21 protein-coding genes are annotated in these 22,880 nt (G+C 74.6%); 12 read left to right on the plus strand and 9 right to left on the minus strand.

Annotated features, from left to right (window positions below; genetic code table 11):
• Positions 1 to 154 precede the first annotated feature (154 nt).
• The 3 genes from panB to ACFYT9_RS11340 all read left to right on the plus strand — a co-directional run bounded on the left by panB (position 155) and on the right by ACFYT9_RS11340 (position 2,965).
• A complete protein-coding gene (gene panB / locus ACFYT9_RS11330) occupies positions 155 to 1,018 on the plus strand; it encodes a 3-methyl-2-oxobutanoate hydroxymethyltransferase (RefSeq protein WP_387276920.1) in 864 nt (287 codons plus the stop codon).
• A 91-nt stretch (positions 1,019 to 1,109) separates the two neighbouring features.
• Positions 1,110 to 2,111, plus strand: a complete 1,002-nt coding sequence (locus tag ACFYT9_RS11335) for an ATP-binding cassette domain-containing protein (protein ID WP_387276918.1) — start codon at positions 1,110 to 1,112, stop codon at positions 2,109 to 2,111.
• The gene (locus tag ACFYT9_RS11340) at positions 2,108 to 2,965 is read left to right on the plus strand and encodes an ABC transporter permease (protein WP_387276916.1); all 858 of its coding nucleotides are present in this window, start codon (positions 2,108 to 2,110) and stop codon (positions 2,963 to 2,965) included. Before ACFYT9_RS11335 ends, ACFYT9_RS11340 begins: the two co-directional genes overlap by 4 nt.
• Before the next feature lie 26 nt (positions 2,966 to 2,991).
• Here ACFYT9_RS11340 and ACFYT9_RS11345 read toward each other — a convergent pair whose 3' ends face one another.
• Positions 2,992 to 6,312, minus strand: a complete 3,321-nt coding sequence (locus tag ACFYT9_RS11345; RefSeq protein ID WP_389162352.1) for a BTAD domain-containing putative transcriptional regulator — start codon at positions 6,310 to 6,312, stop codon at positions 2,992 to 2,994.
• Between the two features lie 269 nt (positions 6,313 to 6,581).
• On the opposite strand from ACFYT9_RS11345, the gene ACFYT9_RS11350 reads away from it, so the two are divergent.
• A complete protein-coding gene (locus ACFYT9_RS11350; RefSeq protein WP_376603081.1) occupies positions 6,582 to 7,382 on the plus strand; it encodes a site-2 protease family protein in 801 nt (266 codons plus the stop codon).
• Here ACFYT9_RS11350 and ACFYT9_RS11355 read toward each other — a convergent pair.
• Together ACFYT9_RS11355 and npdG are read right to left on the minus strand one after the other, a co-directional pair.
• Positions 7,379 to 7,570, minus strand: coding sequence for a hypothetical protein (locus tag ACFYT9_RS11355; protein ID WP_387275303.1), 192 nt, complete (start codon positions 7,568 to 7,570; stop codon positions 7,379 to 7,381). The genes ACFYT9_RS11350 and ACFYT9_RS11355 overlap by 4 nt on opposite strands.
• Positions 7,571 to 7,707: 137 nt before the next feature.
• Positions 7,708 to 8,406 (minus strand): NADPH-dependent F420 reductase, encoded by a 699-nt coding sequence (gene npdG, locus ACFYT9_RS11360; protein WP_376603079.1) that lies wholly within the window; start codon positions 8,404 to 8,406, stop codon positions 7,708 to 7,710.
• A 93-nt stretch (positions 8,407 to 8,499) separates the two neighbouring features.
• Here npdG and ACFYT9_RS11365 point away from each other — a divergent pair, with 93 nt between their 5' ends.
• Together ACFYT9_RS11365 and ACFYT9_RS11370 are read left to right on the plus strand one after the other, a co-directional pair.
• The gene (locus ACFYT9_RS11365) at positions 8,500 to 9,099 is read left to right on the plus strand and encodes a hypothetical protein (RefSeq protein ID WP_389162355.1); all 600 of its coding nucleotides are present in this window, start codon (positions 8,500 to 8,502) and stop codon (positions 9,097 to 9,099) included.
• Positions 9,100 to 9,147: 48 nt separating this feature from the next.
• Positions 9,148 to 10,470, plus strand: a complete 1,323-nt coding sequence (locus ACFYT9_RS11370; RefSeq protein WP_387275308.1) for an MFS transporter — start codon at positions 9,148 to 9,150, stop codon at positions 10,468 to 10,470.
• Positions 10,471 to 10,731: 261 nt separating this feature from the next.
• Here the strand turns inward: ACFYT9_RS11370 and ACFYT9_RS11375 are convergent, their stop codons facing one another.
• The gene (locus tag ACFYT9_RS11375; RefSeq protein WP_376603076.1) at positions 10,732 to 10,962 is read right to left on the minus strand and encodes a hypothetical protein; all 231 of its coding nucleotides are present in this window, start codon (positions 10,960 to 10,962) and stop codon (positions 10,732 to 10,734) included.
• Positions 10,963 to 11,023: 61 nt separating this feature from the next.
• Here ACFYT9_RS11375 and map point away from each other — a divergent pair, with 61 nt between their 5' ends.
• Positions 11,024 to 11,881, plus strand: a complete 858-nt coding sequence (gene map, locus ACFYT9_RS11380; protein WP_389162357.1) for a type I methionyl aminopeptidase — start codon at positions 11,024 to 11,026, stop codon at positions 11,879 to 11,881.
• Between the two features lie 118 nt (positions 11,882 to 11,999).
• On the plus strand, positions 12,000 to 12,650 hold the full coding sequence (locus tag ACFYT9_RS11385; protein WP_376603074.1) for a heme oxygenase (biliverdin-producing): 651 nt from the start codon (positions 12,000 to 12,002) through the stop codon (positions 12,648 to 12,650).
• Between the two features lie 16 nt (positions 12,651 to 12,666).
• Here ACFYT9_RS11385 and ACFYT9_RS11390 read toward each other — a convergent pair whose 3' ends face one another.
• The 3 genes from ACFYT9_RS11390 to ACFYT9_RS11400 form a co-directional block, all read right to left on the minus strand.
• The gene (locus tag ACFYT9_RS11390; RefSeq protein ID WP_376603073.1) at positions 12,667 to 13,344 is read right to left on the minus strand and encodes a PhzF family phenazine biosynthesis protein; all 678 of its coding nucleotides are present in this window, start codon (positions 13,342 to 13,344) and stop codon (positions 12,667 to 12,669) included.
• Positions 13,345 to 13,457: 113 nt separating this feature from the next.
• On the minus strand, positions 13,458 to 15,128 hold the full coding sequence (locus tag ACFYT9_RS11395; protein ID WP_389162360.1) for an HtaA domain-containing protein: 1,671 nt from the start codon (positions 15,126 to 15,128) through the stop codon (positions 13,458 to 13,460).
• A gap of 127 nt (positions 15,129 to 15,255) precedes the next feature.
• Entirely contained in the window at positions 15,256 to 16,758 is a 1,503-nt protein-coding gene (locus ACFYT9_RS11400) for an HtaA domain-containing protein (RefSeq protein ID WP_389162362.1), read from the minus strand.
• A gap of 126 nt (positions 16,759 to 16,884) precedes the next feature.
• On the opposite strand from ACFYT9_RS11400, the gene ACFYT9_RS11405 reads away from it, so the two are divergent.
• From ACFYT9_RS11405 to ACFYT9_RS11420, 4 genes are all read left to right on the plus strand, one after another.
• Positions 16,885 to 17,886: a hemin ABC transporter substrate-binding protein gene (locus ACFYT9_RS11405; RefSeq protein ID WP_389162363.1), complete on the plus strand. Its 1,002-nt coding sequence runs from the start codon at positions 16,885 to 16,887 to the stop codon at positions 17,884 to 17,886.
• Positions 17,883 to 18,995: a FecCD family ABC transporter permease gene (locus ACFYT9_RS11410; RefSeq protein ID WP_389162365.1), complete on the plus strand. Its 1,113-nt coding sequence runs from the start codon at positions 17,883 to 17,885 to the stop codon at positions 18,993 to 18,995. Before ACFYT9_RS11405 ends, ACFYT9_RS11410 begins: the two co-directional genes overlap by 4 nt.
• Positions 18,995 to 19,855: a heme ABC transporter ATP-binding protein gene (locus tag ACFYT9_RS11415; protein WP_389162716.1), complete on the plus strand. Its 861-nt coding sequence runs from the start codon at positions 18,995 to 18,997 to the stop codon at positions 19,853 to 19,855. Before ACFYT9_RS11410 ends, ACFYT9_RS11415 begins: the two co-directional genes overlap by 1 nt.
• Before the next feature lie 129 nt (positions 19,856 to 19,984).
• A complete protein-coding gene (locus ACFYT9_RS11420; protein ID WP_389162367.1) occupies positions 19,985 to 21,022 on the plus strand; it encodes a hypothetical protein in 1,038 nt (345 codons plus the stop codon).
• A 120-nt stretch (positions 21,023 to 21,142) separates the two neighbouring features.
• Here the strand turns inward: ACFYT9_RS11420 and ACFYT9_RS11425 are convergent, their stop codons facing one another.
• Positions 21,143 to 21,922 carry a bifunctional DNA primase/polymerase gene (locus ACFYT9_RS11425; protein ID WP_387275324.1) on the minus strand — a complete coding sequence of 260 codons (780 nt, stop codon included), beginning with the start codon at positions 21,920 to 21,922 and terminating at the stop codon, positions 21,143 to 21,145.
• A 113-nt stretch (positions 21,923 to 22,035) separates the two neighbouring features.
• Positions 22,036 to 22,716 (minus strand): TetR/AcrR family transcriptional regulator, encoded by a 681-nt coding sequence (locus tag ACFYT9_RS11430; protein WP_387275326.1) that lies wholly within the window; start codon positions 22,714 to 22,716, stop codon positions 22,036 to 22,038.
• Between the last annotated feature and the right edge of the window lie 164 nt (positions 22,717 to 22,880).

The following is a 22,880-nucleotide window of genomic DNA, read 5'->3' on the forward strand; positions in this document are numbered from 1 at the left end:
CTTTACACGCACCCCGCCTCGCATTCGAACACTCGTGCGTCTGTGAACAGCGCCACTCCGGCCCACTTCCCCGCCCGCCCGGCGAAGTGCCACCATGGATGTGGTCCGGGGACGCCGTCAGGGCGCCTCGAGATGACACAAGGAGCCGTGCACCATGACGCTTCAGGCTGCCCAGAAACCGCCCGCCGACAGCACCAGGACGCTGTACGGGGGCAAGGGCTCGCGCCGACTCACCGTCCACGACATCGCCGCCGCCAAGACCCGCGGCGAGAAGTGGCCCATGCTCACCGCCTACGACGCCATGACCGCGTCCGTCTTCGACGAGGCCGGGATCCCGGTGATCCTCGTCGGCGACTCCATGGGCAACTGCCACCTCGGCTACGACACCACCGTGCCCGTCACGATGGACGAGATGGCCCTGCTCTCCGCCGCCGTCGTCCGGGGCACCCGGCGCGCCCTCGTCGTCGGCGACCTCCCCTTCGGCTCGTACCAGGAAGGGCCCGTCCAGGCCCTGCGCAGCGCGACCCGGCTGGTCAAGGACGCGGGCGTCCAGGCGGTCAAGCTGGAGGGCGGCGAGCGCTCGCTGCCGCAGACCGAGATGCTGGTCCAGGCCGGCATCCCCGTCATGTCCCACCTCGGCCTCACCCCGCAGTCCGTGAACACCATGGGCTACCGGGTGCAGGGCCGCTCCGACGAGGCCGCGCACAAGCTGCTGCGCGACGCCAAGGCCGCCCAGGACGCGGGCGCCTTCTCACTCGTCCTGGAGCTGGTCCCTGCCGAGCTGGCCGCCGAGGTCACCCGCTCGCTGCACATCCCGGTCATCGGCATCGGCGCGGGCCCCGACACCGACGCCCAGGTGCTCGTCTGGACCGACATGGCCGGGCTGACCGACGGCAAGGTGCCGCGCTTCAGCAAGCAGTACGCCAACCTCCGCGAGACGCTCGGCGACGCCGCCCGCGCCTTCGCCGAGGACGTGGCCGGCGGGGCCTTCCCCGCCGAGGAGCACACCTTCCACTAGACCGCTCCCGGTCGTACCGACAGCCCGCCGACAGCCCCCGTCGGCGGGCTGTCGGCCGTCTGTCGGAGAACTGTCAGTGGCTGCGTGTTCCATGGTGTCCATGACGCGATCACAGACCAACTCCATCGAGGTCCGGGGCCTCGTGAAGCACTTCGGTGAGACCAGGGCGCTCGACGGGGTCGACCTGGACGTCCGCGAGGGCACCGTCCTCGGTGTCCTCGGCCCGAACGGAGCCGGGAAGACCACCCTCGTCCGCTGCCTCTCCACCCTCCTCGTGCCGGACGCCGGGACCGCCACCGTCGCCGGCTACGACGTGGTGCGCCAGCCCCGCCAGCTGCGCCGCACCATCGGCCTCACCGGCCAGTACGCCTCCGTCGACGAGAAGCTCTCCGGCTTCGAGAACCTGTACATGATCGGCCGGCTGCTCGACCTGTCGCGCGCCGACGCCCGCCGCCGCGCCGACGAGATGCTGGAGCGCTTCTCCCTCACCGAGGCCGCCAAGCGCCCGGCCGTGAACTACTCCGGCGGCATGCGGCGGCGCCTCGACCTGGCCGCCTCGATGATCGGGCAGCCGGCCGTGCTCTACCTGGACGAGCCGACCACCGGCCTCGACCCCCGCACCCGCAACGAGGTGTGGGACGAGGTGAAGCGGATGGTCTCCGAGGGCGTCACCGTCCTCCTCACCACCCAGTACATGGAGGAGGCGGAGCAGCTGGCGAGCGAGCTGACCGTGATCGACCGGGGCAAGGTCATCGCCAAGGGCGAGGTCGACGAGCTCAAGGCGAAGGTCGGCGGCCGGACCCTCAAGGTCCGCCCGGTCGACCCGGACCAGCTGCCCGCGATGGCGGCCGCGCTCCGCGAGACCGGTCTCGACGGCGTCGCCGGCGCGACCGTGGTGCCGGACGAGGGCGCGCTGTACGTGCCGATCCTGACCGACCAGCAGCTGACCGCCGTGGTCACGCTGCTCGGCGCGCGCGGCTTCGGCATCGCCCACATCGGCACCCACCTGCCCAGCCTGGACGAGGTGTTCCTGGCCATCACCGGCCAGAAGACCGCCGTCTCCGACGAGATCCCCGAGGAGGTCGCCGCGTGAGCACGACCACGGTCACCGAGTCCCCCACCGTCACCCCGGGTCCCGCGAAGGACCGGCCGGTCCGCACCGAGACCGACGGCCGCATCGGCCTGCGGGCCAACCTGCGCCACATCGGCGCCCTGGCCCGGCGCAACGCGCTCCAGATCAAGCAGGACCCGGAGTCGATGTTCGACGCCGTGTTCATGCCGATCATCTTCATCCTGCTCTTCGTGTACGTCTTCGGCGGCGCCATCTCCGGCAAGGGCAACAACGACCTCTACGTGAACTACGTGACGCCCGGCCTGATGGCGATGATGGGCATGAACATCGCCATGGGTGTCGGCGTCGGCATCAACGACGACTTCAAGAAGGGGGTGATGGACCGGTTCCGGACGATGCCGATCGCCCGCTCCTCGGTCCTCATCGCCAAGATCGTCGTCGAGCTCGGCCGCATGATGATCGCCACCGCGATCCTGCTCGGCATGGGCTTCCTGCTCGGTCTGACGATCCACACCTCGGTGCTCCACCTCCTCGCGGCGATCGGCCTGTCGGTGGTCTTCGGCGCCTCCCTGATGTGGATCTTCGTCCTGCTCGGCCTGAGCCTGGGGTCCGCGCAGGCGGTGCAGGGCATGGCCATGATGGTCCTGATGCCGCTCCAGTTCGGCTCGTCGATCTTCGCGCCGACGACGACGATGCCCGGCTGGCTGGAGACCTTCACGGACTACAACCCGCTCTCCAACCTCGCCGACGCGGCCCGCGCACTCATCAACGGCGGCGCGGTCGCCCAATCGGTGTGGATGGTGCTGGGCTGGTCCCTGGTCATCACGCTCGTCACGGCGCCGCTCGCGGTCGCCAAGTTCCGCAAGAAGACCTGACGGGACCGGCCCCCTGCGGAGGGGGATCAGGGCTCGGCGCGTCCGGTGATCGCGTCGGCGGCGCGACCGAGCAGGGCGGCGGCCTCCTCAGCGGAGAGGCCGCCGCCCTCGGCGTGCGCCGCCTCGTAGGCGGCGTCGCCGAGCGCCGCGCGGGCCAGCTCCGTCGCCCGCGCCAGGTTGTCCCGCTCCATCGCCGGCTCCAGGTGCCCCTCGGGCACCAGGGCGTCCCGCACGCCGAGGAGCACGGCCGCCGTCCGCGCCGGCTCGCCCCCGAGCCCCGCCAGCGCCCAGGCCCCCACCGTCAGATGGATTCCGGGCATCTGCGGCATCACCATCATCGACAGCGGGCCGAGGGAGCGCTCGTACGCCTGGAAGGCGCGCCCCAGCGCGTTGGCGTACTCCTTCTCCAGGGCGTCGAGCCAGGCCAGGATGCCGAGCGTGAACCCCTCGAAGACCGAGAGGGTCTCGCTGCTGAACTCGTCCAGGAGGGCCATGAGGTACTCCCGGGCCTCGCCGGTCCGGCCCGTGCGCCCCAGCGCGATGGCGAGGAAGAGCCGCGCGCCGAGCTGGGGTTCGTGTCCGGTGGAGTGGTCGCCGATGATCTCCCGCAGGATCGCCTCCCCCTCCTCGACCCGGCCGGACTCCACGAGGGTGTCGGCGTACCGGGCGCGCAGCAGGGCCCGCTGCGAGGGGGCCCTGATCTTCTCCGCGTAGTCGATGGCGGCGGCGAAGTCCCGGGCGGCCAGGTCGTAGGCGAGCTGCCGCTCATGGGCCTCGGCGCGGGCCGAGAGCGCCTCCGCGGCCCCCCAGGCGTCCCCGAGCCGCTCGAAGAGCTCCAGGCTCTCGTCGGCGTCCGCGATGGCCCGCTCGGCCCACTGCCCCCGGTTGGCCCGCATGTTGGCGCGCATGTGCAGGATGTGGGCGAGCTCCCACGCGTAGCCGTTGCGGCGGCAGGCGTCCACGGTGACGTCGAGCAGTTCGTGCAGCCGCTCGGGCTCCCCCATGATGAGGACCGCGAAGACGGCGAAGGAGCCGGGGAGCCGACAGGTCTGCGGCAGCCCCGGCCGGTAGACGGCGGTGATCTCGCGGAGCCGGTCCTGGCCCTCGGGGCTCATCCAGCGCGCGGTCTCGTGGTCCATGTTGATCAGCTCGACCAGCCGCACCCCCCGCCGGGCCTCCCAGCGCTGTTCCTCGGAGAGCGGCGGCGGGGAAGCCGTGCAGGGCTCGGCGAGCGGGACGAGGGGCGCGGCGGGCGGGGTGAAGGGGTCGGGGCCGAGGGCCGCCACGGCGCGGACGGCGTGCAGGGCGTCGGAGCGGTGGTCGCGCAGCTGCCAGTACCAGAGCAGGGCGTGGACGAGGACGAGGGCCTCGTCCTCGTCCCGGGCGGCGACGGCCCGGCCGAGCGCGGTCCTGACGTTGCCGTACTCGGCGTCGAGCCGGACCATCGCGGCGATCTGCCCCGCCCCGCGCAGCTCCGGGTCGGTGCGGCGGGCGAGTTCGCGGTAGTGCGTGAGGTGGGCCCGTTCGACGGCCGTCCTCTCCCCCGCCTGGTCCAGCCGCTCCGCCGCGTACTCGGCCACGGTCTCCAGGAGCCGGAAGCGCATCCCGGACTCCTCCGGCGCCGACACCACCAGCGACTTGTCCACCAGCGCGCCCATCACGTCGAGGACGTCGGCGCCCTCCGGTCCGGCGCAGACGGCCTCGGCGGCCTCCAGGTCGCAGCCGCCGGTGAACACGGCGAGCCGCCGCAGCACCGCCCGCTCCGGCTCCTCCAGGAGCTCCCAGGACCAGTCGACGACCGCCCGCAGGGTCTGCTGGCGCGGCAGCACCGTGCGCGCCCCCGAGGTGAGCAGCCGGAAGCGGTCGTCGAGGCGGTCCGCGATCTGGCGTGCCGACAGCATCCGCAGCCGGGCCGCCGCCAGCTCGATCGCGAGGGGAAGCCCGTCGAGCCGGCGCACGATCTCCCGCGCCGCCGCCGGGTCGTCGGTCACCTCGAAGCCGGGCCGCGCGGCCGCGCCGCGCTCGGCGAGGAGCCGCAGCGCCGTCTCCTCGGGCAGCGGGCCGAGCGGCCGCAGCCGCTCCCCCGGCACGCCCAGCGGCTCCCGGCTCGTCGCCAGGATCCGTACCCCCGGGCACCGTGCCAGGAGCGACTCGGCCAGCCGGGCCGCCGCACCCACCACGTGCTCGCAGTTGTCCAGGAGCAGCAGCATCCGCCGGCCCGCGCAGTGCTCCACGAGGCGGGACAGGGGGTCGGCCGCGGTGCGCAGTTCCTCGGCGCCGGCGCCGCGGAGCACGGTCTCGCGGGCGCCGAGGGCCGCGAGGACGGCCTCGGGGACGGTCTCCGGGTCGCGGACGGGGGCGAGTTCGGCGGACCAGACGCCGTCGGGCCAGTCGGCGGCGACCCGCTCGGCCGTCTCCTGGGACAGCCGGGTCTTGCCGGCCCCGCCGGGTCCGAGCAGGGTCACGAGCCGGGCGGCTGCCAGGTCCTGGCGCAGGGCGCCGATCTCCTCGTCCCGCCCGACGAAGGAGGTGAGCCTGGCCCGGAGGTTGCCGGGGGCGGGGGCCGGGGCCGGCGCGGGGGCCGGGGTGGGGGCAGGGGCCGGCGCGGGTACGGGCTCCGCCGCCGGGGCGAGCAGCCGCTCGTGGAGGGCCCGCAGCTCGGGGCCCGGGTCGGCGCCGAGGCGGTCGGCGAGGGTCCGGCGGACCTCCTCGTACGCGGCGAGCGCCTCGGCGCCCCGGCCGGTGTCGCGCAGGGCGCGGATCCGCAGGAGCTGGAGGGGCTCGTCGAGCGGCCGGCCGGCGCAGAGCGCGGTCAGTTCGGGGAGCGCGTCGGCGGCCCGGCCGAGGGCGAGCGCCGCGTCGAGGCGGGTGCGGCGGGCGTCCAGGCGACGGGCCTCCCAGCGGCCGGCCTCGGCGTGCCGGTCGGGCAGGTCGGCGAGGACGGGCCCGTGCCAGAGGCCCAGGGCCTCGTCGAGGAGGGCGGCGGCCCGCCCGGGGTCCCCGGCGGCGAGCGCGGCGGAGCCTTCGGCGGCGAGCCGTTCGAAGCGGAACAGGTCGACGTCCTCGCGGGCGGCGCCGAGCCGGTAGCCGCCGCCCTCCGCGGAGTGGACCCGGTCCCGTCCGAGCACCTTCCGGAGCCGCCCGACCAGGGCCTGGAGGGCGGCGACGGCGTCGGCGGGCGGTTCGTCGCCGTACCAGACCTCGTCGACGAGGGCGGCGACGGGCAGCGCCCGGCCGGGCCGCAGGGCGAGCGTGGTGAGCAGGGCGCGGACGCGCGGGCCGCCGACGGACAGCTCGTCGCCGTCGGCGGTCAGCACGCGGGTCGGTCCCAGGAGGCAGTAACGCACGCCCCCATTCTCCGGGAGAGCCGCGGGCGCGCGAGGAGGCGGGGGAACCCGGGGGCGGACCGGTACGTTCTCCCGCACACAGTCCGCAGCCCGTCCACCCACCCGTACCGTCCGCACACACCCGCACACACCGGCCCACGCACCTACGCGCCCGTCCGGCCGCCGTCCGCACCCGGCCCGGCACACGCACCCGGCCCACCGTCCGCAGCCCGTCCGCCACCGTCCACAGCCCGTCCGCGCGGCGCGGGTCCGTCCCAGGGGAGTTCGTGATGAGTTCGGCCGCCGTCCGCCGCCACGAGCGCCGGATCAGTCCCGTCTTCCTGGCGGTCCTCGCCGTCATGGCCGTCACCGGATGGGCGGTGTGGGTGGACTTCGCGGCCCTGCCCGGGGTGGCGGTCTTCCTCTTCGTCGTCTCGGCGTGGATCGTCTCGCTCTGTCTGCACGAGTACGCGCACGCCCGCACGGCCCTGCACAGCGGGGACGTCACGGTGGGCGCCAGGGGCTACCTCACCCTGAACCCCTTCGCGTACACCCATGCCGTCCTGAGCGTGATCCTGCCCGTGCTCTTCGTGATCATGGGCGGGATCGGTCTGCCGGGCGGCGCGGTCTTCATCGAGCAGGACCGGATCCGGGGCCGCTGGAAGCAGAGCCTGGTCTCGGCGGCGGGCCCCCTGGCGAACGTGCTGTTCGCGGTGGTGTGCACGGCCCCGTTCTGGCTGGACGCGCTGGACGGGGTGCCGCCCGCCTTCCGCTACGCGCTGGCCTTCCTGGCGTTCCTTCAGGTCACGGCCGCGCTCCTGAACCTGCTTCCGGTGCCGGGCCTCGACGGCTACGGGATCGTCGAGCCCTGGCTGTCGTACGAACTGAAGCGGAAGATCGCGCCGTACGCCCCCTACGGCTTCTTCGTCGTGATCGGCCTGCTCTTCGTGCCGGCGGTCAACGGCGCCTTCTTCGACGCGGTCGACGCCCTGATGCGCTCGCTGGGCGTCGACGGGCTGAACCGCTACTGCGGCTCGGAGCTGTTCCGCTTCTGGCAGGGCACGCCGGCCCCGGAGTACTGCCCGCTCTAGCCGGCGACGGCCGCCGCCGCGGCCTTCTCGGCCTTCGCGCGGCGGACGTAGTACCAGGCCATGTTGGAGGAGAGGCCGGCGAGGAGGACCCAGACGATGCCGATGAAGCTGCCGTTGACGAAGGAGATCACGGCGGCGGCGACGGCCAGCGCGCAGACGGCGAGGGCGTAGAGGGCGAGACGGGGCATGGGGGTCGGCTCCTGTCGGGTACGGCTGACGGTGCCCGACCAGTGTCCCCCATGCCCCGAAGCGTCCGTTCTCCGGCTCCGCCCCGCGCGCGGCGGGGCTCCCGGACGGCGGCGGCGCGCCGGGCCCGCGGGTGGTCTCAGACGTCGGTGACGCGCAGGCCCGCGTGGGCCTTGTAGCGGCGGTTCACCGAGATCAGGTTGGCGACCAGCGACTCGACCTGGTGGGCGTTGCGCAGCCGGCCGGCGAAGACGCCGCGCATGCCGGGGATGCGGCCGGCCAGCGCCTGGACGATCTCGACGTCGGCGCGCTCCTCGCCGAGGACCATCACGTCGGTGTCGATCTCGGCGATCGAGGTGTCCTTGAGGAGGACGGCGGAGAGGTGGTGGAAGGCGGCGGCGACCCGGGAGTCCGGGAGGAGCGCGGCGGCCTGCTCGGCGGCGGAACCCTCCTCGGGCTTGAGCGCGTAGGCGCCCTTCTTGTCGAAGCCGAGCGGGTTGACGCAGTCCACGACGAGCTTGCCGGCCAGTTCCTCGCGCAGCGACTCCAGCGTCTTGGCGTGCCCTTCCCAGGGCACGGCGACGATGACGACGTCGCTGCGGCGGGCGCACCCGGCGTTGTCGGCGCCTTCGACACCGTGGCCGATCTCGGCGGCGACGGCCTCGGCGCGGTCGGCGGCGCGGGAGCCGATGATCACCCGCTGGCCGGCGGCGGCCAGCCGGTAGGCGAGACCGCGGCCCTGGTCGCCGGTGCCGCCGAGGACGCCGACGACGAGCCCGGAGACGTCGGGGAGGTCCCAGGGGTCCTTGGGGGTACGAGGGGGAGTCGAGGAAGTCATGGGGCGACCCTACCCACCGGTTCGGTCCCCGTTCGGGTGGATCGGGGACAACCGCCGGGCGCGCGGGCGTCGGCCGGGGCAGGATGCGGCGCCATGGATGCCGTACGGGTCGCGTTGCTGCGGGAAGTGCTCGCCGGGACGGAGTGGCCGGCGGCCGCCCGCCGCTTCGCCGGGGCGCTGCGCGCCTCGGTGGTGCCGCAGCGGGGCGGACTGCTGCTCGTCGGCACGGAGACGTACGAGCCCTGGCACCTGGCGGCCCATCTGGTGGACGAGGCGGCCTGGTCGGGGCTGCCCGAGCTGGCGCCGACACTGGTGCGGCACCGGGCGCGGCCGGGCGGCCCGGCGCACCTGGCGGTCGGCCTCGACCGTCTGGAGGCGGCGGGACGGGGCGCGACCCTGCTGGTGGTGGCGCCGGAGCGGCCCGGGGCGGGCCTCCTCCAGCGGGTCCACGACGCCCGGCGGGCGGGGGCGACGGTGCTGTCGCTGGACGGCGGGGACGCGGAGGTGCGGGGACTGGCGCACGAGGCGCTCGCGGTCGAGGAGGCGGCGGGGGTGGACCTCGACACGGTGCAGCACCTGGTCAGCGCGGCGGCGGGCGAGAACGCGCTGCCGTCGCCCCGGGGACGCGGCTTCCGCGACCGGCTCTCCGTGCTGGCGGACCGGCTCACCTCGCCGCCGCCCGCCCACTGGTGACCGAATCCGGTTGCCTCAGGCGATCGTCGCGGCGCAGGATGGCTTCTCGTGTCCTCCTCAGCTCCCTCCCCCGCTCCGCCCACGCTCCGCGCCCGGCTCACCGCCCTGCTCCCCGACACCGCGCCCTGGCGCTCCTCACGGGACTTCCGGCTGCTGTGGGGTCAGGGGCTCGTCACCTTCTTCGCGAGCGCGATGGCGATGGTCGCCCTGCCGCTCCAGATCAAGGAGCTGACGGACTCGCCGCTCGCCGTGGGAGCGATGGGCGCGGTGGAGCTGGTGCCGCTGGTGGTCTTCGGGCTCTACGGCGGGGCGCTCGCGGACGCGGTGGACCGGCGGCGGGTGATCATCGGCACCGAGGCGGGCCTCGGACTGCTCGCGCTGCTGCTGCTCCTCAACTCGCTGCTCGACGAGCCGCTGCTGTGGCCGCTGTACGTGGTCGCGGCCGGGGTGTCGGCGCTGGCCGGGCTCCAGCGGCCCGCGCTGGACTCGCTGATGGCGCGGATCGTGCCGCACGCCCAGCAGACCGCCGCCGCCGCGCTGAACTCGCTGCGCTGGCAGCTGGGCGCGATCGCGGGTCCCTCGCTGGCGGGCCTGGTGGTGGCCTACGCGGGGCACGCCCCGGCGTACGCGGTGACGCTGGCCGGCTTCGTGGTGTCGGTGCTGATGTGCCGGCGCCTCTCCCCCGCGCCGCCGGCGCACGACGCGGAGAAGCCGTCGCTGCGGTCGATCGCGGAGGGCGCGCGGTACGCCTGGTCGCGGCCGGTGCTGCTGGGCACGTACGCGATCGACATGGCGGCGATGTTCTTCGCCTTCCCGAACGCGATCTTCCCCTTCCTCGCGGACGACCTGGACGCGCCCTGGGCGCTGGGCCTGATGTACGCGGCCGGCTCGGTCGGCTCGCTGGTGCTCGGGCTGACCAGCGGCTGGACGTCGAAGGTGCGGCGGCACGGGCTGCTCGTGGCCGGCGGCGCGGCGGGCTGGGGCCTGGCGATCGCGGGCGCGGGCTGGTTCGGGAACGTGTGGCTGGTGCTGCTGTGCCTGGCGTTCGCGGGCGCGGGCGACATGCTGAGCGGGCTCGGCCGGTCGACGATCTGGAACCAGACGATCCCGGAGGAGCTGCGTGGCCGGCTCGCGGGCATCGAGGTGCTGTCGTACAGCGTGGGCCCGCAGCTCGGCCAGGTACGGGCGGGCGTGATGGCGGGGTGGACCGGCACGCGCACGGCCGTGTGGGCGGGCGGCGTGGCCTGTGTGGCCTCCGTGGGCCTGCTCTGCCTGGCGCTGCCGAAGCTGCTCCGCTACGACTCCGAGACCGACGAGGACGCACTCCGCCGCAAGGCCCAGCAGGAGGCGGCGGGCGCCGGGTCCGTGTGAGCCGGGCGAGGCCGGGGCCGGGGCCGTGTGAGCTCCGGCCGGACCGGACCGTGTGACCTGCGGCGGGGGCCGGGGCCGCGCGAGCGGCGGCGAGGCCAGGCCGTGTGAACGGCACGGGGCGGGGCCGTGCGAGTCGCTACGAGGCCGGGGCCACGTAAGCCCGAGGCAAGGCCGTGCGAGTCGCGGCGAGGCCAGCCGGGACGGGTGAGCGGCGGCGGGGCCGGGGCCGTGGTGGACCACGGTCCCGGCCGTCCGTCGCCGTCAGTCCCGGCTCTCGTCGGGGCCGGGTGCGTCGTGCCAGCGCGGGTCGGTCTCCCACTCCAGGTTCCGCTCGCGGGCGGTCTCCATGGCGTGGGTCGCCTCGTCACGGGTGGCGTAGGGGCCGAATCGGTTCTTCGCCGGACACTCGGGCCCTTCCTCGACCTTCTTGTGTTCCAGGCAGTAGTACCACTCGCCCGGCTTTCCGGCCGTGCGCTTCTTGAACAGGGCCATGGTCGTCGGCTCCTTCCCTCGGGACCATGCTGCCCCAGACACGGTCGTTAGACTCGCTGGCATGTCTGGCCAGTCGCTTCTCGTTCCGGGGGAGCTCTCCCCCACCCGCTCCGTCCCGGGCTCGATCCGCCGCCCCGAGTACGTCGGGAAGCCCGCCCCCACCCCGTACACGGGGCCCGAGGTGCAGGATTCCGACACCATCGAGCGGATGCGGACCGCCGGCCGCATCGCCGCGCAGGCGATGGAGGAGGCCGCCAAGCACATCACCCCGGGCGTCACCACCGATGAGCTCGACCGGGTCGCGCACGAGTTCCTGTGCGACCACGGCGCCTATCCCTCGACCCTGGGCTACCGGGGCTTCCCCAAGTCGCTCTGCTCCTCGGTCAACGAGGTCATCTGTCACGGCATCCCGGACTCCACGGTGCTGCGCGACGGCGACATCGTGAACCTGGACGTCACGGCGTTCATCGGCGGCGTCCACGGCGACAACAACGCCACCTATCTGTGCGGCGACGTCGACGAGGAGTCCCGGCTCCTCGTCGAGCGCACCCGGGAGTCGCTGAACCGCGCGATCAAGGCGGTGAAGCCCGGCCGGCAGATCAACATCATCGGCCGGGTCATCGAGTCGTACGCCAAGCGGTTCGGCTACGGCGTCGTGCGGGACTTCACCGGGCACGGCATCAACTCGTCCTTCCACTCCGGCCTGATCGTCCCGCACTACGACTCGCCCCACCACACCACCGTCATCCAGCCCGGCATGACCTTCACCATCGAGCCGATGCTGACCCTCGGCACCCACGAGTACGACATGTGGGAGGACGGCTGGACGGTGGTGACCAAGGACCGCAAGCGGACAGCCCAGTTCGAGCACACCCTCGTGGTCACCGAGACCGGAGCGGAGATTCTTACGTTGCCCTGACGCCCCCCGGGGGTACAAGCTTTACCGACAGGCCGTCGGGAACCAGTTGACTTAGGCAAGCCTAACCTTGCAAAATCGGGTCTACTGGTTCCCGCCCCATCGGTCCCGGAGGCACGCCTTGGACACGCCCTTCTCCACCCTCATCCGCACGGCCTCGCACGAGCAGCACACGGAGGCGGAGACCTCGTCCTTCATGGGCGACCTCCTCGGCGGACGACTGGGCGTGGACGCGTACGCCCGCTACACCGAGCAGCTCTGGTTCGTGTACCAGGCCCTGGAGGAAGGCGCGGAGGCGCTGCGCGAGGACCCGGTCGCCGGGCCGTTCATACAGCCCGAGCTCTTCCGCACCGCCGCCCTGGAGGCGGACCTCGCCCACCTGCGCGGCCCCGACTGGCGCTCCGGCGTCTCGGCGCTGCCGGCCACCGTGGCGTACGCGGAGCGGGTCGCCGAGTGCGCCCGCACCTGGCCCGCCGGGTACGTCGCCCACCACTACACGCGCTACCTGGGCGACCTGTCGGGCGGCCAGATCATCCGGGACAAGGCCGAGCGGACCTGGGGCTTCGACCGCAAGGGCGACGGCGTGCGGTTCTACGTCTTCGACGCGATCGGCAACCCGGCCGCGTTCAAGCGGACCTACCGCGAGCTCCTCGACCAGGTGAACGCGGACGACCTGGAGAAGCAGCGGATCGTCGACGAGTGCAAGCGGGCCTTCGCCTTCAACACCGGCGTCTTCCGCGAGCTGGGCGTCGAGTTCCCGCTCAGCGCCTGAGACCGGCGGGGCACGCTCAGCGCGTGAGCGTGCCCTCCAGGCGGACCCGTCCGCCCAACTCCACGATGCCGTCAGGGCCGGGGGCAGTGAGCAGCTGCGAACCCCGGCCCTGCGTGATGTTCAGGGCCCGGCCCAGTTCCGCGGTGAGCAGCAGCGCCGCCGCGCCGGTGGCCTCGTCCTCGTCGATCCCGTCGCCGCGCCCCGGGAAGGCGCGCGCCCTGATCCGCCCGGCGGCCTCCTCCTCCCACGCCCAGGCGTAGATCCACTCACCGGGCGGCGGCACCTCCAGCGCCTCCACCTCGGCGGCGGAGCCGTACCGGCGCAGGGTGCGCGGCGGCGCCCACTCGGCGCGCGCCTCGATCCAGGTGAACTCGCCGTCCCCGCGCACCCAGACCTCGCCCGCGGGCGGGCAGATGACCTCCAGGTCGAGCAGCCAGGCGGCGCCGACCAGCGGGTGCCCCGCGAAGGGGAGCCGCACTCCGGGCGTGTAGATGTCGACGACGCCGCGCTCGGGGTCGTCCACGAACACGGTCTCGCTGTAGCCGAGTTCCTTGGCGAGCGCCTGCCGGGACGCCTCGTCGGGGTGGGTGCGCCCGTCCCGTACGACGCCGAGGGCGTTGCCGTGGCGGCCGTCGCCCGCGCAGAAGACCCGCAGGACGTCGATCTCCGTGACATCGGTGACAGTCGTGTTCATGGCGGAATTGAACCATCCAGGGGCATGCGGCAGGGCCGCACCTCCGTTTCCGGGGTGCGGCCCTGCCTGTTGGGGGGTGGCGGTCTTCGGGTGTTTCGGGTGGTGCGGGCCGGTCAGCCCTGGGCGCCGCCGGTGCGGCGGCGGGCGGCGACGACGACGGCCCCGCCGGCCGCGACGATGAGCGCGGCGGCGCCGGCCAGCAGGCCGGTGGGGGTGGAGGAGCCGGTGGCGGCGAGGGCGCCGGAGCCGCCGGCGGTACCACCGCCGCCGACCGTGCCACCGCCGCCGACCGTGCCCGCTCCGGTGGTGCCGGCGCCGGTCGTGCCCGAGCCGGTGGTGCCCGAGCCCGTCGTGCCCGAGCCGCTGGTGCCGGTGGAGCCCGTGGAGCCCGTGGAGCCGGTGGAGCCCGTGGGCGGCAGGGTGGCGTCCTTGTCCAGGGCGAGGGAGACGGTCACCGGCTCCAGGGCGAGGCCCGCGTCGTAGAAGGACGCGCCGCCGGGGGCGGCGAAGAGGGCGGCGCCGTCGGCGGTCAGCTTCGCCGGGAGGGCGGCGAGGGTGACGACGCCGTCCTTCGGGGTCCAGTCGGCCTTCGCCAGGTCGAGCTCGGCGAAGCGCACACCCTTCTTGGTGCCGTCGGCGGTGGTGACGTCGGCGGTGATGCTGCCCTTCGTGCCGTCGGCGGCGATCTTCACGCCGCCGATCCGCCAGTCGATGCCGTGCGCGGCGCAGACGAAGTCGACCCGACCGGTGAAGGAGGCGTCGAGGGTACGGGCGTCCGCGTCGAGCTCGGCCCCGTCGACCTGGAAGGCGTACGCGGAGCCGGACTTCGTCGCCCCGGCGGCCGGGGTGACGGTGCCGCCGCAGCGCTCGGCGACGTACACCCGCCAGCGCTCCAGGACGCCCCAGGTGAGCCGGCCCGCGACGACACCGGGCTCCTCGGCGGGCGTGGTCGTGGTGGCGGTCGGGCTCGGCGCGGTGGTGGTCGGGGCCGGGGTGGTGGGCGCGGTGGTGGTCGGGGCCGTCGTGGGGGTGGTCGGCGCGGTGGTGGGCGGGGTGGTCGGGGGCGTGGTCGGCGGGGTCGTCGACGGCGTGGCGGTGGGCGGGGTGGTGGGCGGCGTCGTGGACGGGGTCGGGCGGGCGCCGGCCTTCACCGTGAGGGTGGCGGCGTCGAGGGCGTCGCCCTCCTTGTAGAACCCGGCGAACGCGGCGGCGCCCTTCTCGGTGAGCTTGGCCGGTATGTCCTTGAAGACCATCGCGCCGCCGGCGCCCTGGCCGGGGCGGATGCCGGTCATGTCGAGCGCGGCGAAGGAGACGTCGCCGCGGGTGGTGAAGGTGCCGTCCTTCTCCTTGGTGACGACGTCGGCGGTGATCTCGCCGGTCGGGGCGGCGGAGCCGGTGGTCTTGAGCTTGACGTCCGAGATGCGGATGTCGAGGGCGCCGTCGTGGGCCTCGAAGTGCACGCCGCCCTTGAAGGCGGTGGCGGTGGCGTGGCTCGTCATGTCGTAGGTGCCGGCGCCGTCGACGAAGGTGAAGACGCCGTTGCCCGCGGCCTGGGTCGCGCCGCCCTCCATCGTCGTCTTGCCCTTGCTGAAGGGCTGCGCGAGGTAGTTGCGGAAGGACTGCTTGATGCCCCAGTCCAGGGTGCCGTCCACGAGGGGGAGCGGCGGGGCCGGGGTGTCGGCGGCGGCCGCGGGGAGCGCGAGGGTCAGGGCCCCGGCGCTCAGGGCGGCGGCCGTGGTGACGGCGGCGGCCAGAGTGACGGGGCGGCGCATACGGGTGGCCATGTCGGGTGGTCTCCTAGGCGGGAACGGGGGGTTCGGGGGGTGTGCGGGGGGAGCACAAGGGTGTGGGGGACCTGCGCACGGGCGTCTTGCGCGGGCCCGTGCGCGGGGGGCTTGGGAAGGGGGGAGGTCAGTCGGTGGGCTTGGGCGCCCCGTTCGTGTCGGCCGGGCCGGCCGTGTCGGCCGGGCCGGCCGTGTCCACCGGCTGCGGGGTGCGGCGGCGGAGGAGGAGCACGTACGCGGCGGCGGCGACGGCCAGGAGGCCCGCGCCGATTCCGGCGTAGACGCCGACCGGCGTGCCGGAGTCCGAGGAGGCGGCGGCGGTCACCGGCGCGGCGGAGGCGGAGGGGCTCGCGGCGGACGGGGAGCTCGTGGCGGACGGGGTGGCCGTGGGCTCGCTGCCGAGGTCGGGCAGGGCCGGGAGGGCGGCCGCCGCGTCGACGGAGACGGCGAGGGAGACCGGGTCCATCACGGTGCCCGCCTTGTACATCCCGCCGAAGGCGCGGGCGCCGCCCTCGGTGAGGGTGGCGGGCGCCTCGGTGACGACGGCGAGGCCGTTCTTCGGCGCGAGTCCGCGGGCGGGGAAGGTGACGAGGGGGACCTTCTTCTCGGTCTTCCCGGCGCTCGTGACGTCGGCGGCGAGGGTGCCGGTGCCGCCGGTCACCTTGACGGTGAACTCGGCGAGGGTGAGGTCGATGTGGGTGCCGGTGAAGCGGACGCTGCCGGCGAAGGCGGCGTCGAGGGTGCCCGCCCCGGGGTCGAAACGGCCGGTGCCGGAGGGGAAGCGGAAGAGTGCTCCGCCGTCCTGGGCTCCGTCGGCGAGGGTCCACTTCCCCTGCGCGATGGAGCCGGTGACGTACTCGCGGAAGGTGCGGCGGACGCCCCAGTCGACGGCGGCGGTCTTCAGCGCGGTGCCGGAGGTCGCCGTGGGCTTCGGCGTGGCCGTGGCGGGGGCGGTCGTGGCCGGGGCGGTCGTGGGCGGCGCGGTGGTCGGGGGCTTCGTCGCCGGGGCGGCCTGCACGTCCACAGTGAGGCTGATCGGGTCGAGCGCGGTGCCGGCCGGGTAGTAGCCGGCGAAGGCGGTGGCGCCCTGGGCGGTGAGCGTGGCGGGGACGTTGGCGAGCGAGACGGAGCCGGTGCCGCCGCGCATGTCGATGCCGCCGAGGTTCAGGGTGGCGAGCGGGACCTGGGAGCTGACGGTCTTGCGGCCGCTGCCCTTGGCCTTGCTCGCCATGTCGGCGTAGAGGGTGCCGGCGCCGCCCTGGACGCGGATCCGGGGCCGGCTGATGGTGAGGTCGAGCTCGTTCGTGCCGTCGGCCTTGCGGTGTCCGGTGAAGTGGACGCCGCCGCCGAAGGCCGCTTCGAAGGCGCCGGTGTCGGCGTCGTACGAGCCCTGCGCGGAGTGGAAGCGGTACTGGGAGCCGACCGTGGCCGCGCCACCGGTGAGGTTCCAACTGCCTTGCGCGATGGGGCCGGTGACGTAGCTCTGGAAGGAGGACTTGATGCCCCAGTCCAGTCGGCCGCCCTGCACCGGGCGGCTCTCCGCGTGGGCGCCGGTGGCCGGCACGAGGGCGGCGAGCAGGGCCGCGAACAGGGTCACGGCCAAGGCGCGGCAGGGTCTGGACAGCAACATGGAGCACCCCTCCGAGGGCTAGCGGGTGAGGTAAGGCTAACCTAAGGTATCCCTGGTCCCGGCGGGAACCCCTTCCGCGGAAGCCGGGCCACGAACTTCCGAAGCGGAACGACAGGACGGTGTCCGGTGCGCAGAACTCGCCTCGCGGGAGCGCTGACAGCAGTAATCGCCCTCGCCCTCACGGCGACCGGGTGCGGCGGCGGCGACTCCCCGAAGGCCGCCCCCGCCGCGAAGGCGGCGGCCGCCCCCGACCGGGTCGAACCGCTCTCCTCCCCCGCCTCCCCCGAGCTCCCCGTCACCGTCGGCTCCGCCGACGGGCGCCGGGTGACCGTCGACTCGACGGAGCGGATCGTGCCGCTCAGCGGCTCGCTCAGCGAGATCGTCTTCACCCTCGGCCTCGGCGACCGGGTCGTGGCCCGGGACGTCACCGCCACCTTCGAACAGGCCGCGGACCTCCCGGTGGTGACCCGTGCCCACGACGTCTCCGCCGAGAGCGTCCTCTCCCTGAAGCCGACCCTGGTCCTCGCCGAGTCGACCACGGGACCGGCCGAGGCGATCGCCCAGATCCGTGACGCCGGCGTCCCGCTGGTCGTCGTCCCGGCCGCCAAGGACCTCGACGACGTCGGCAGCCGCATCGACGACGTGGCCGCCGCGCTCGGCGTGCCCGCCGCCGGCGAGGAGCTGCGCGAGCGGACCACCGAACGGCTCGACGCCGTACGCGAGAAGATCCCCGCCCACGCCGACAGGCCGCGCGTCGCCTTCCTCTACGTGCGCGGCTCGGCCGCGGTCTACCTCCTCGGCGGCGCCGAGTCCGGCGCGAGCTCGCTCCTGGAGGCGGCCGGCGCGGTCGACGCGGGCAAGGAGTCGGGGCTGAAGAAGGACTTCACCCCCATCACCACCGAGGCCCTCGCCCAGGCGGCCCCCGACGCGATCCTCGTCATGACCAAGGGCCTCCAGTCCGTCGGCGGGGTCGACGGGCTGGTGAAGATCCCCGGCGTCGCCGAGACCCCGGCCGGCGCCGACCGCCGGGTCGTCTCCGTCGACGACGGCGTCCTCCTCAACTACGGCCCGCGCACCGACCAGGTGCTCGCCTCGCTGGTGGACCAGCTGTACGGGGAGAAGAAGTGACGGCGATCCAGGACCGCGCGGCCTCCCCCGCGGGCCCGACGGCCGCCGAGGGCCCCGGGAAGACTCCCGGCCCCGCGCCCCGCCGCGGCCGCACCGCGCTGCTCACCGGCGGGCTGCTCACCGCGCTGCTGCTGCTCGCCCTGCTGTCGGCGGGCATCGGCGCGTACGACATCCCGCTCGGCGACGTCCTCGCCTCGGTCCAGCACCGGATCGGCCTCGGCGGGCACCCGCTCGACCGGACCGCCGAGAGCGTGCTGTGGAACATCCGGCTGCCCCGGGTGGTGCTGGCCCTCCTCGTCGGCGCCTCCCTCGGCTGCGCCGGCGCGCTGATGCAGGGCGTCTTCGGCAACCCGCTCGCCGAACCCGGCGTCATCGGCATCTCGTCCGGCGCCGCCGTCGGCGCGGTCGGCGCGATCGTGCTGGGCGCGGGCTTCCTCGGCACCTGGACGGTGACCGTCTTCGCCTTCGCCGGCGGTCTCGTCACCGTCGTGCTGGTGTACGCGATGTCCCGCTCGGGCGGCCGGACGGAGGTCGTCACACTGATCCTCACCGGCATCGCCGTCACCGCCTTCGCGGGCGCCCTCATCGGGCTCTTCATCTTCTTCGCGGACAACGCGCAGATCAGCCAGATCACCTTCTGGCAGCTGGGTTCGCTGGCGCAGGCCACCTGGCCGAAGGTGCTCGCGGTGCTGCCGTGCGCGCTGCTCGGCCTCGCCGTCGCCCCGCTCTACGCCCGCCGGCTCGACCTGCTCGCGCTCGGCGAGCGGCCCGCCCGGCACCTCGGCGTGGAGGTGGAGCGGCTGCGGATCGCGCTGATCCTGGTGGTGGCGCTGCTGACGGCCGCGGCCGTCGCGGTCTCCGGCATCGTGAGCTTCGTCGGCCTGGTCATCCCGCACGTGCTGCGGATGGCGAACGGCCCCGGCCACCGCTTCCTGATCCCCGGCAGCGCGCTCGGCGGCGCGGTCGCCCTCACCGCCGGCGACCTGGCGGCCCGCACCCTCGCGGCTCCCGCCGAACTCCCCCTGGGCGTCCTCACCGCCCTCATCGGCAGCCCGTTCTTCTTCTGGCTGCTCCGCAGGACCCGCAGGAAGCAGGGTGGTTGGGCGTGATCGACGTGTTCAGGAGGCGTACGAAGGCGCTGCCGGCGGCCGTGGAGCCGGGCGGGTCCGTCGCCGGCGCGGACGGGGTCCGGGTGGTGCGGGGGCGGCGGACCGTCCTCGACGGGGCCCGGATCGAGGTCCGCGCCGGCGAGGTGCTGGCCCTGGTGGGGCCCAACGGCGCCGGCAAGTCGACCCTGCTGTCCGTGCTCGCCGGTGACCTGGCACCCGAGGCGGGGACGGTACGGATCGGGGGCCGGGAGGCGGCCGGGTGGAGCGCGCCCGAACTGGCGCTGCGGCGGGCGGTGCTGCCGCAGACCGCCGAGCTGTCCTTCCCCTTCCCGGTGGCGGACGTGGTCCGGATGGGCCGCGCCCCGTGGGCCGGGACCGCGCGGGAGGCGGACGACGAGGCGGCGGTGGCGGAGGCGATGGCCGCGACCGAGGTGACGGAGTTCGCCGCGCGCCCGTTCTCCGCGCTGTCCGGCGGCGAGCGGGCCCGGGTGGCGCTGGCCCGGGTGCTGGCCCAGCGGACCGGTCTGCTGCTGCTCGACGAGCCGACGGCGGCGCTCGACCTGCGTCACCAGGAACTGGTGCTGCGGGTCTGCCGGGAGCGGGCGGCGGCCGGGGACGCGGTGGTGGTCGTCCTGCACGACCTGGGGCTCGCCGCGGCGCACGCGGACCGGGTGGGGATCGTGCACGGCGGCGGGGTGGCCGCCGACGGGCCGCCGGCCGAGGTGTTCGACGAGGAGCTGCTGAGCCGGGTCTACCGCCAGCCGGTGGAGGTCTTCCCGCACCCGCGCACCGGCGTCCCCCAGGTCGTCCCGCGGCGGGACGGACCGCGCCCGGACGCGGTGGCGGTGGCCGCCGGCTGAGCCGGTGCGGGGGGCCGACGGCCCCTCAGGTCACGGTGTGGGCGCTGTATCCGGTCCCGGCGCTCGCGCCCTCGCCCTCCCCGATAGGGTCGGGTCCGTCCGTGCGCGTGGAGAAGCAGAAGGCGACCGATGAGAAGGCTGAGGCTGGAGCGGCAGACCCGGCGGTCCGGGGGGCGGCGGGGACGGCGTCCCGCGAGGGCCCTGGCGTCCGTCGCCGCGGTGACCGCCGTGGCGCTGACGGCGAGCGGCTGTGTGACCGTCCACGGCGAGACCGCGGTGGTGCCGGGGGCGACGGCGGAGGAGGCGACGGCGGCGCTGGCCGGTTTCGTCACCGCCTTCAACCGGGCCGACAAGGCCAACGACCCGGCGCTCGACGCGCGCCAGGTGACCGGTCCGCTGGGGGCGATCAACCAGGCCGGCCTGAAGTCGAAGTCGGTGACCCAGCCGGGGGGCAATCCGGACCACAAGCCGCTGGAGCTGCGCGACGCCCGCTTCCTGGTCCCCCGGAAGGCGGGCTGGCCGCGCTGGTTCGTCGCCGACACCGACGCCAACCGGGACGACGGCACGGCCGGGGCGGAGAACCGCTGGCTGGTGGCCTTCGTCCGCAACGGCCCGGACGAGGCGTGGAAGGCCGCGCACCTGGTGATCCTCGGCCCGGACGAGGTGCCCGAGTTCGCCGAGGCGGAGGGGGACGAGGTGCCGGTCGCGGCCGGCTCGGATGCGGTGGCGGTCGCCCCCGGCGAGCTGAGCGAGCGGTACGCCGCGTATCTGACGGACGGCGGGACGGGTCCGTTCGCCGCCGGTCCGCACACCACCGAGTGGCGCGACAAGCGGGCCCGTAACGCCCAGCGGCCCGGCCTGGCCGTCCAGTTCATCGACCGGGCCGCCGACACGGGCGACTTCGCGCCGCTGGCGCTGGGCACGAAGGACGGCGGGGCGCTGGTCTTCTTCGCGAGCCGCCACTTCGAGCGGCAGACGACGGCGAAGGGCTACCGGCCGAAGGTGAGCCCCGAGCTGCGGGCCCTGATGAAGGGCGAGATCGTGAACACGGTGACCAAGGAGTGGGTGTCGAGCCAGGTCGTCCTGGTGCAGCCGGCGGGCGCGGACCGCGACACGGTCACGTTCGCGGGCAGGCTCCAGGGCGTGGTGGCGGTCGAGGGCTCGTAGCCCGGGGCGGGCTCGACGGCCTCCCTCGGCTCGGCGGAACCGACCGTCCCGGCAGACACAGCGGGCTCGACGGCCTCCCTGGGCTCGGCGGAACCGACCGTCCCGGCGGACCCAGCGGGCTCAGCGGGTCAGGGGCCAGGCGACGGAGTGGGCGGCGTGCTCGTCGTCGCCGTCCGCCTCGCGCTGGGCGGCGTGCCGGGCACAGGCGTCGGTGAGCGTCTCCAGCAGGTTCAGCGGGTCGGGCAGGGCGTGCTCGGGGCCGCGGAGCCAGCCGACGACCGGGTGGTCGTCCTCGTCACCGGGCAGCCGGGCGGGCGGGACCAGGACGTAGCTGCCGCGGCAGTGCCAGCGCAGGCCGGGATGCTCGTCCATGGTCTCGGGATGGCAGTCCAGCTCGCAGGGCCACCACTCGTCCTCGTCCTCGGGGGTGCCGCGGGTGGCGGTGAAGAAGAGCATCCGGCCGCCGTCGCCGGTGCTGTCCGCGGACTGGGCGACGGGCCCGACCTCGACGCCCTCGGCGAGGAGCCGGTCCAGGGCGGCGCGGCCGGCGGCCAGCGGGACGTCGAGGACGTCGTGGACCATGCCGGTGGCGGTGATGAAGTTCGCCTCGGGCTGGTTCCGTACCCAGCGCTCGATCTGCGCGCGGTCGGTGGTCGACTGGGTCTGCCAGGCGAAGGAGACCGGGTGCCGGGCGGGGGTGGGACAGCCGATCCGCTCACAGGAGCAGCTGTAGCCGACGGGGTGGGCGGCGGGGGCCAGGGGCAGGCCGGCGGCGGCGATGGCCAGGAGCAGCGTCTCTCGGGTGTTCCCGTCGTCGGCCGCGGTGCGTTTCGGGCGCCTGCGCAGCCACTGTGCGAGTTTGCTCTCCGTGCCGCGGTAGCGGCCGATGCCGTCGCCCATCTATCCCCTCACACCTCATGCTCGCCCGTTCGGCTCTTGCCCATGGTCCCACCATCCTGCTCCCCGGGTGACCGGAGTGGGGAACCGGGGGCCGGTGACGACGCTCACGCCCGTCACGCGCGGGGTGCGAGGCCGCGCAGGGCGAGGTCGACGAGGGCGTCGGCGTAGGCGTGGGTGAGCGGGCCGGTGCGGTGCAGCCAGCGGTGGTGGAGGGGGCCGACGAGGAGTTCGGTGGCGAGCCGCGGGTCGACGCCGGGGTCCGCCTGGCCGGCGGCCTGGGCCGCCTCGATGCGGCGGGCGAAGACGTTCAGCTGCGGTTCGAGGAGGGTCTCGGTGAAGCGGGCGCCGAGCTCGGGGTCGGTGGAGCCCTCGGCGGCGAGCGCGCGGGTGGGGGCGTCGTAGCGGGGGTTGTTGAGTTCGTCGACGGTGGCGCGCAGGACGAGCCGGAGGTCGGCGGCGAGGTCGCCGGTGTCGGGCAGCTCGGTCTGCCCCTCGGCCGCTCCGGCCTCCTCGGCGGCGCGGGCGGCGAGGTCGAGGAAGGCGTCGAGGAGGACGGCCGCCTTCGAGGGCCACCAGCGGTAGATGGTCTGCTTGCCGACGCCGGCCCGGGCGGCGATGCCCTCGACGGTGGTCTTCGCGTAGCCGGTCTCGGAGACGAGGGCGAGGGCGGCGTCGAAGATGGCGCGGCGGGAGCGCTCGCTGCGGCGGGAGGCGTCGGGGGCCTTGGCGGCGGACGTCCTGGCGGCGGGTGTCCGGGGCGCGGGGGTCCCGGCGGTGTCCTGGTGTGCGGGCATGACACCAACCTACCATCCGGCGAGACGAGCCGTCTCGTCCTCCGGGTGGTGCGGGATCGCCCAGGTGTGCGGGGAGCGAACCACCCGAACGGTCCACTGCGCTCGGGGCCGCGAGAGCGGACCATGGCTCCACCGAACCACGGCCCGCCCCGCGGGCCGCCCGT

It is taken from the genome of Streptomyces sp. NPDC004435 (assembly GCF_042873895.1).
In the GTDB taxonomy this organism is placed as follows: domain Bacteria; phylum Actinomycetota; class Actinomycetes; order Streptomycetales; family Streptomycetaceae; genus Streptomyces.

What these genes read in the sequence shown, in the direction of transcription:
- ACFYT9_RS11425 (WP_387275324.1), bottom strand. Translation starts at nt 21,922, where the DNA reads ATGGGCGACGGCATCGGCCGCTACCGCGGCACGGAGAGCAAACTCGCA.
- map (WP_389162357.1), top strand. Translation starts at nt 11,024, where the DNA reads ATGTCTGGCCAGTCGCTTCTCGTTCCGGGGGAGCTCTCCCCCACCCGC.
- npdG (WP_376603079.1), bottom strand. Translation starts at nt 8,406, where the DNA reads ATGACTTCCTCGACTCCCCCTCGTACCCCCAAGGACCCCTGGGACCTC.
- ACFYT9_RS11430 (WP_387275326.1), bottom strand. Translation starts at nt 22,716, where the DNA reads ATGCCCGCACACCAGGACACCGCCGGGACCCCCGCGCCCCGGACACCC.
- ACFYT9_RS11400 (WP_389162362.1), bottom strand. Translation starts at nt 16,758, where the DNA reads ATGTTGCTGTCCAGACCCTGCCGCGCCTTGGCCGTGACCCTGTTCGCG.
- ACFYT9_RS11355 (WP_387275303.1), bottom strand. Translation starts at nt 7,570, where the DNA reads ATGCCCCGTCTCGCCCTCTACGCCCTCGCCGTCTGCGCGCTGGCCGTC.
- panB (WP_387276920.1), top strand. Translation starts at nt 155, where the DNA reads ATGACGCTTCAGGCTGCCCAGAAACCGCCCGCCGACAGCACCAGGACG.
- ACFYT9_RS11395 (WP_389162360.1), bottom strand. Translation starts at nt 15,128, where the DNA reads ATGGCCACCCGTATGCGCCGCCCCGTCACTCTGGCCGCCGCCGTCACC.
- ACFYT9_RS11390 (WP_376603073.1), bottom strand. Translation starts at nt 13,344, where the DNA reads ATGAACACGACTGTCACCGATGTCACGGAGATCGACGTCCTGCGGGTC.
- ACFYT9_RS11365 (WP_389162355.1), top strand. Translation starts at nt 8,500, where the DNA reads ATGGATGCCGTACGGGTCGCGTTGCTGCGGGAAGTGCTCGCCGGGACG.
- ACFYT9_RS11350 (WP_376603081.1), top strand. Translation starts at nt 6,582, where the DNA reads ATGAGTTCGGCCGCCGTCCGCCGCCACGAGCGCCGGATCAGTCCCGTC.
- ACFYT9_RS11420 (WP_389162367.1), top strand. Translation starts at nt 19,985, where the DNA reads ATGAGAAGGCTGAGGCTGGAGCGGCAGACCCGGCGGTCCGGGGGGCGG.
- ACFYT9_RS11335 (WP_387276918.1), top strand. Translation starts at nt 1,110, where the DNA reads ATGGTGTCCATGACGCGATCACAGACCAACTCCATCGAGGTCCGGGGC.
- ACFYT9_RS11375 (WP_376603076.1), bottom strand. Translation starts at nt 10,962, where the DNA reads ATGGCCCTGTTCAAGAAGCGCACGGCCGGAAAGCCGGGCGAGTGGTAC.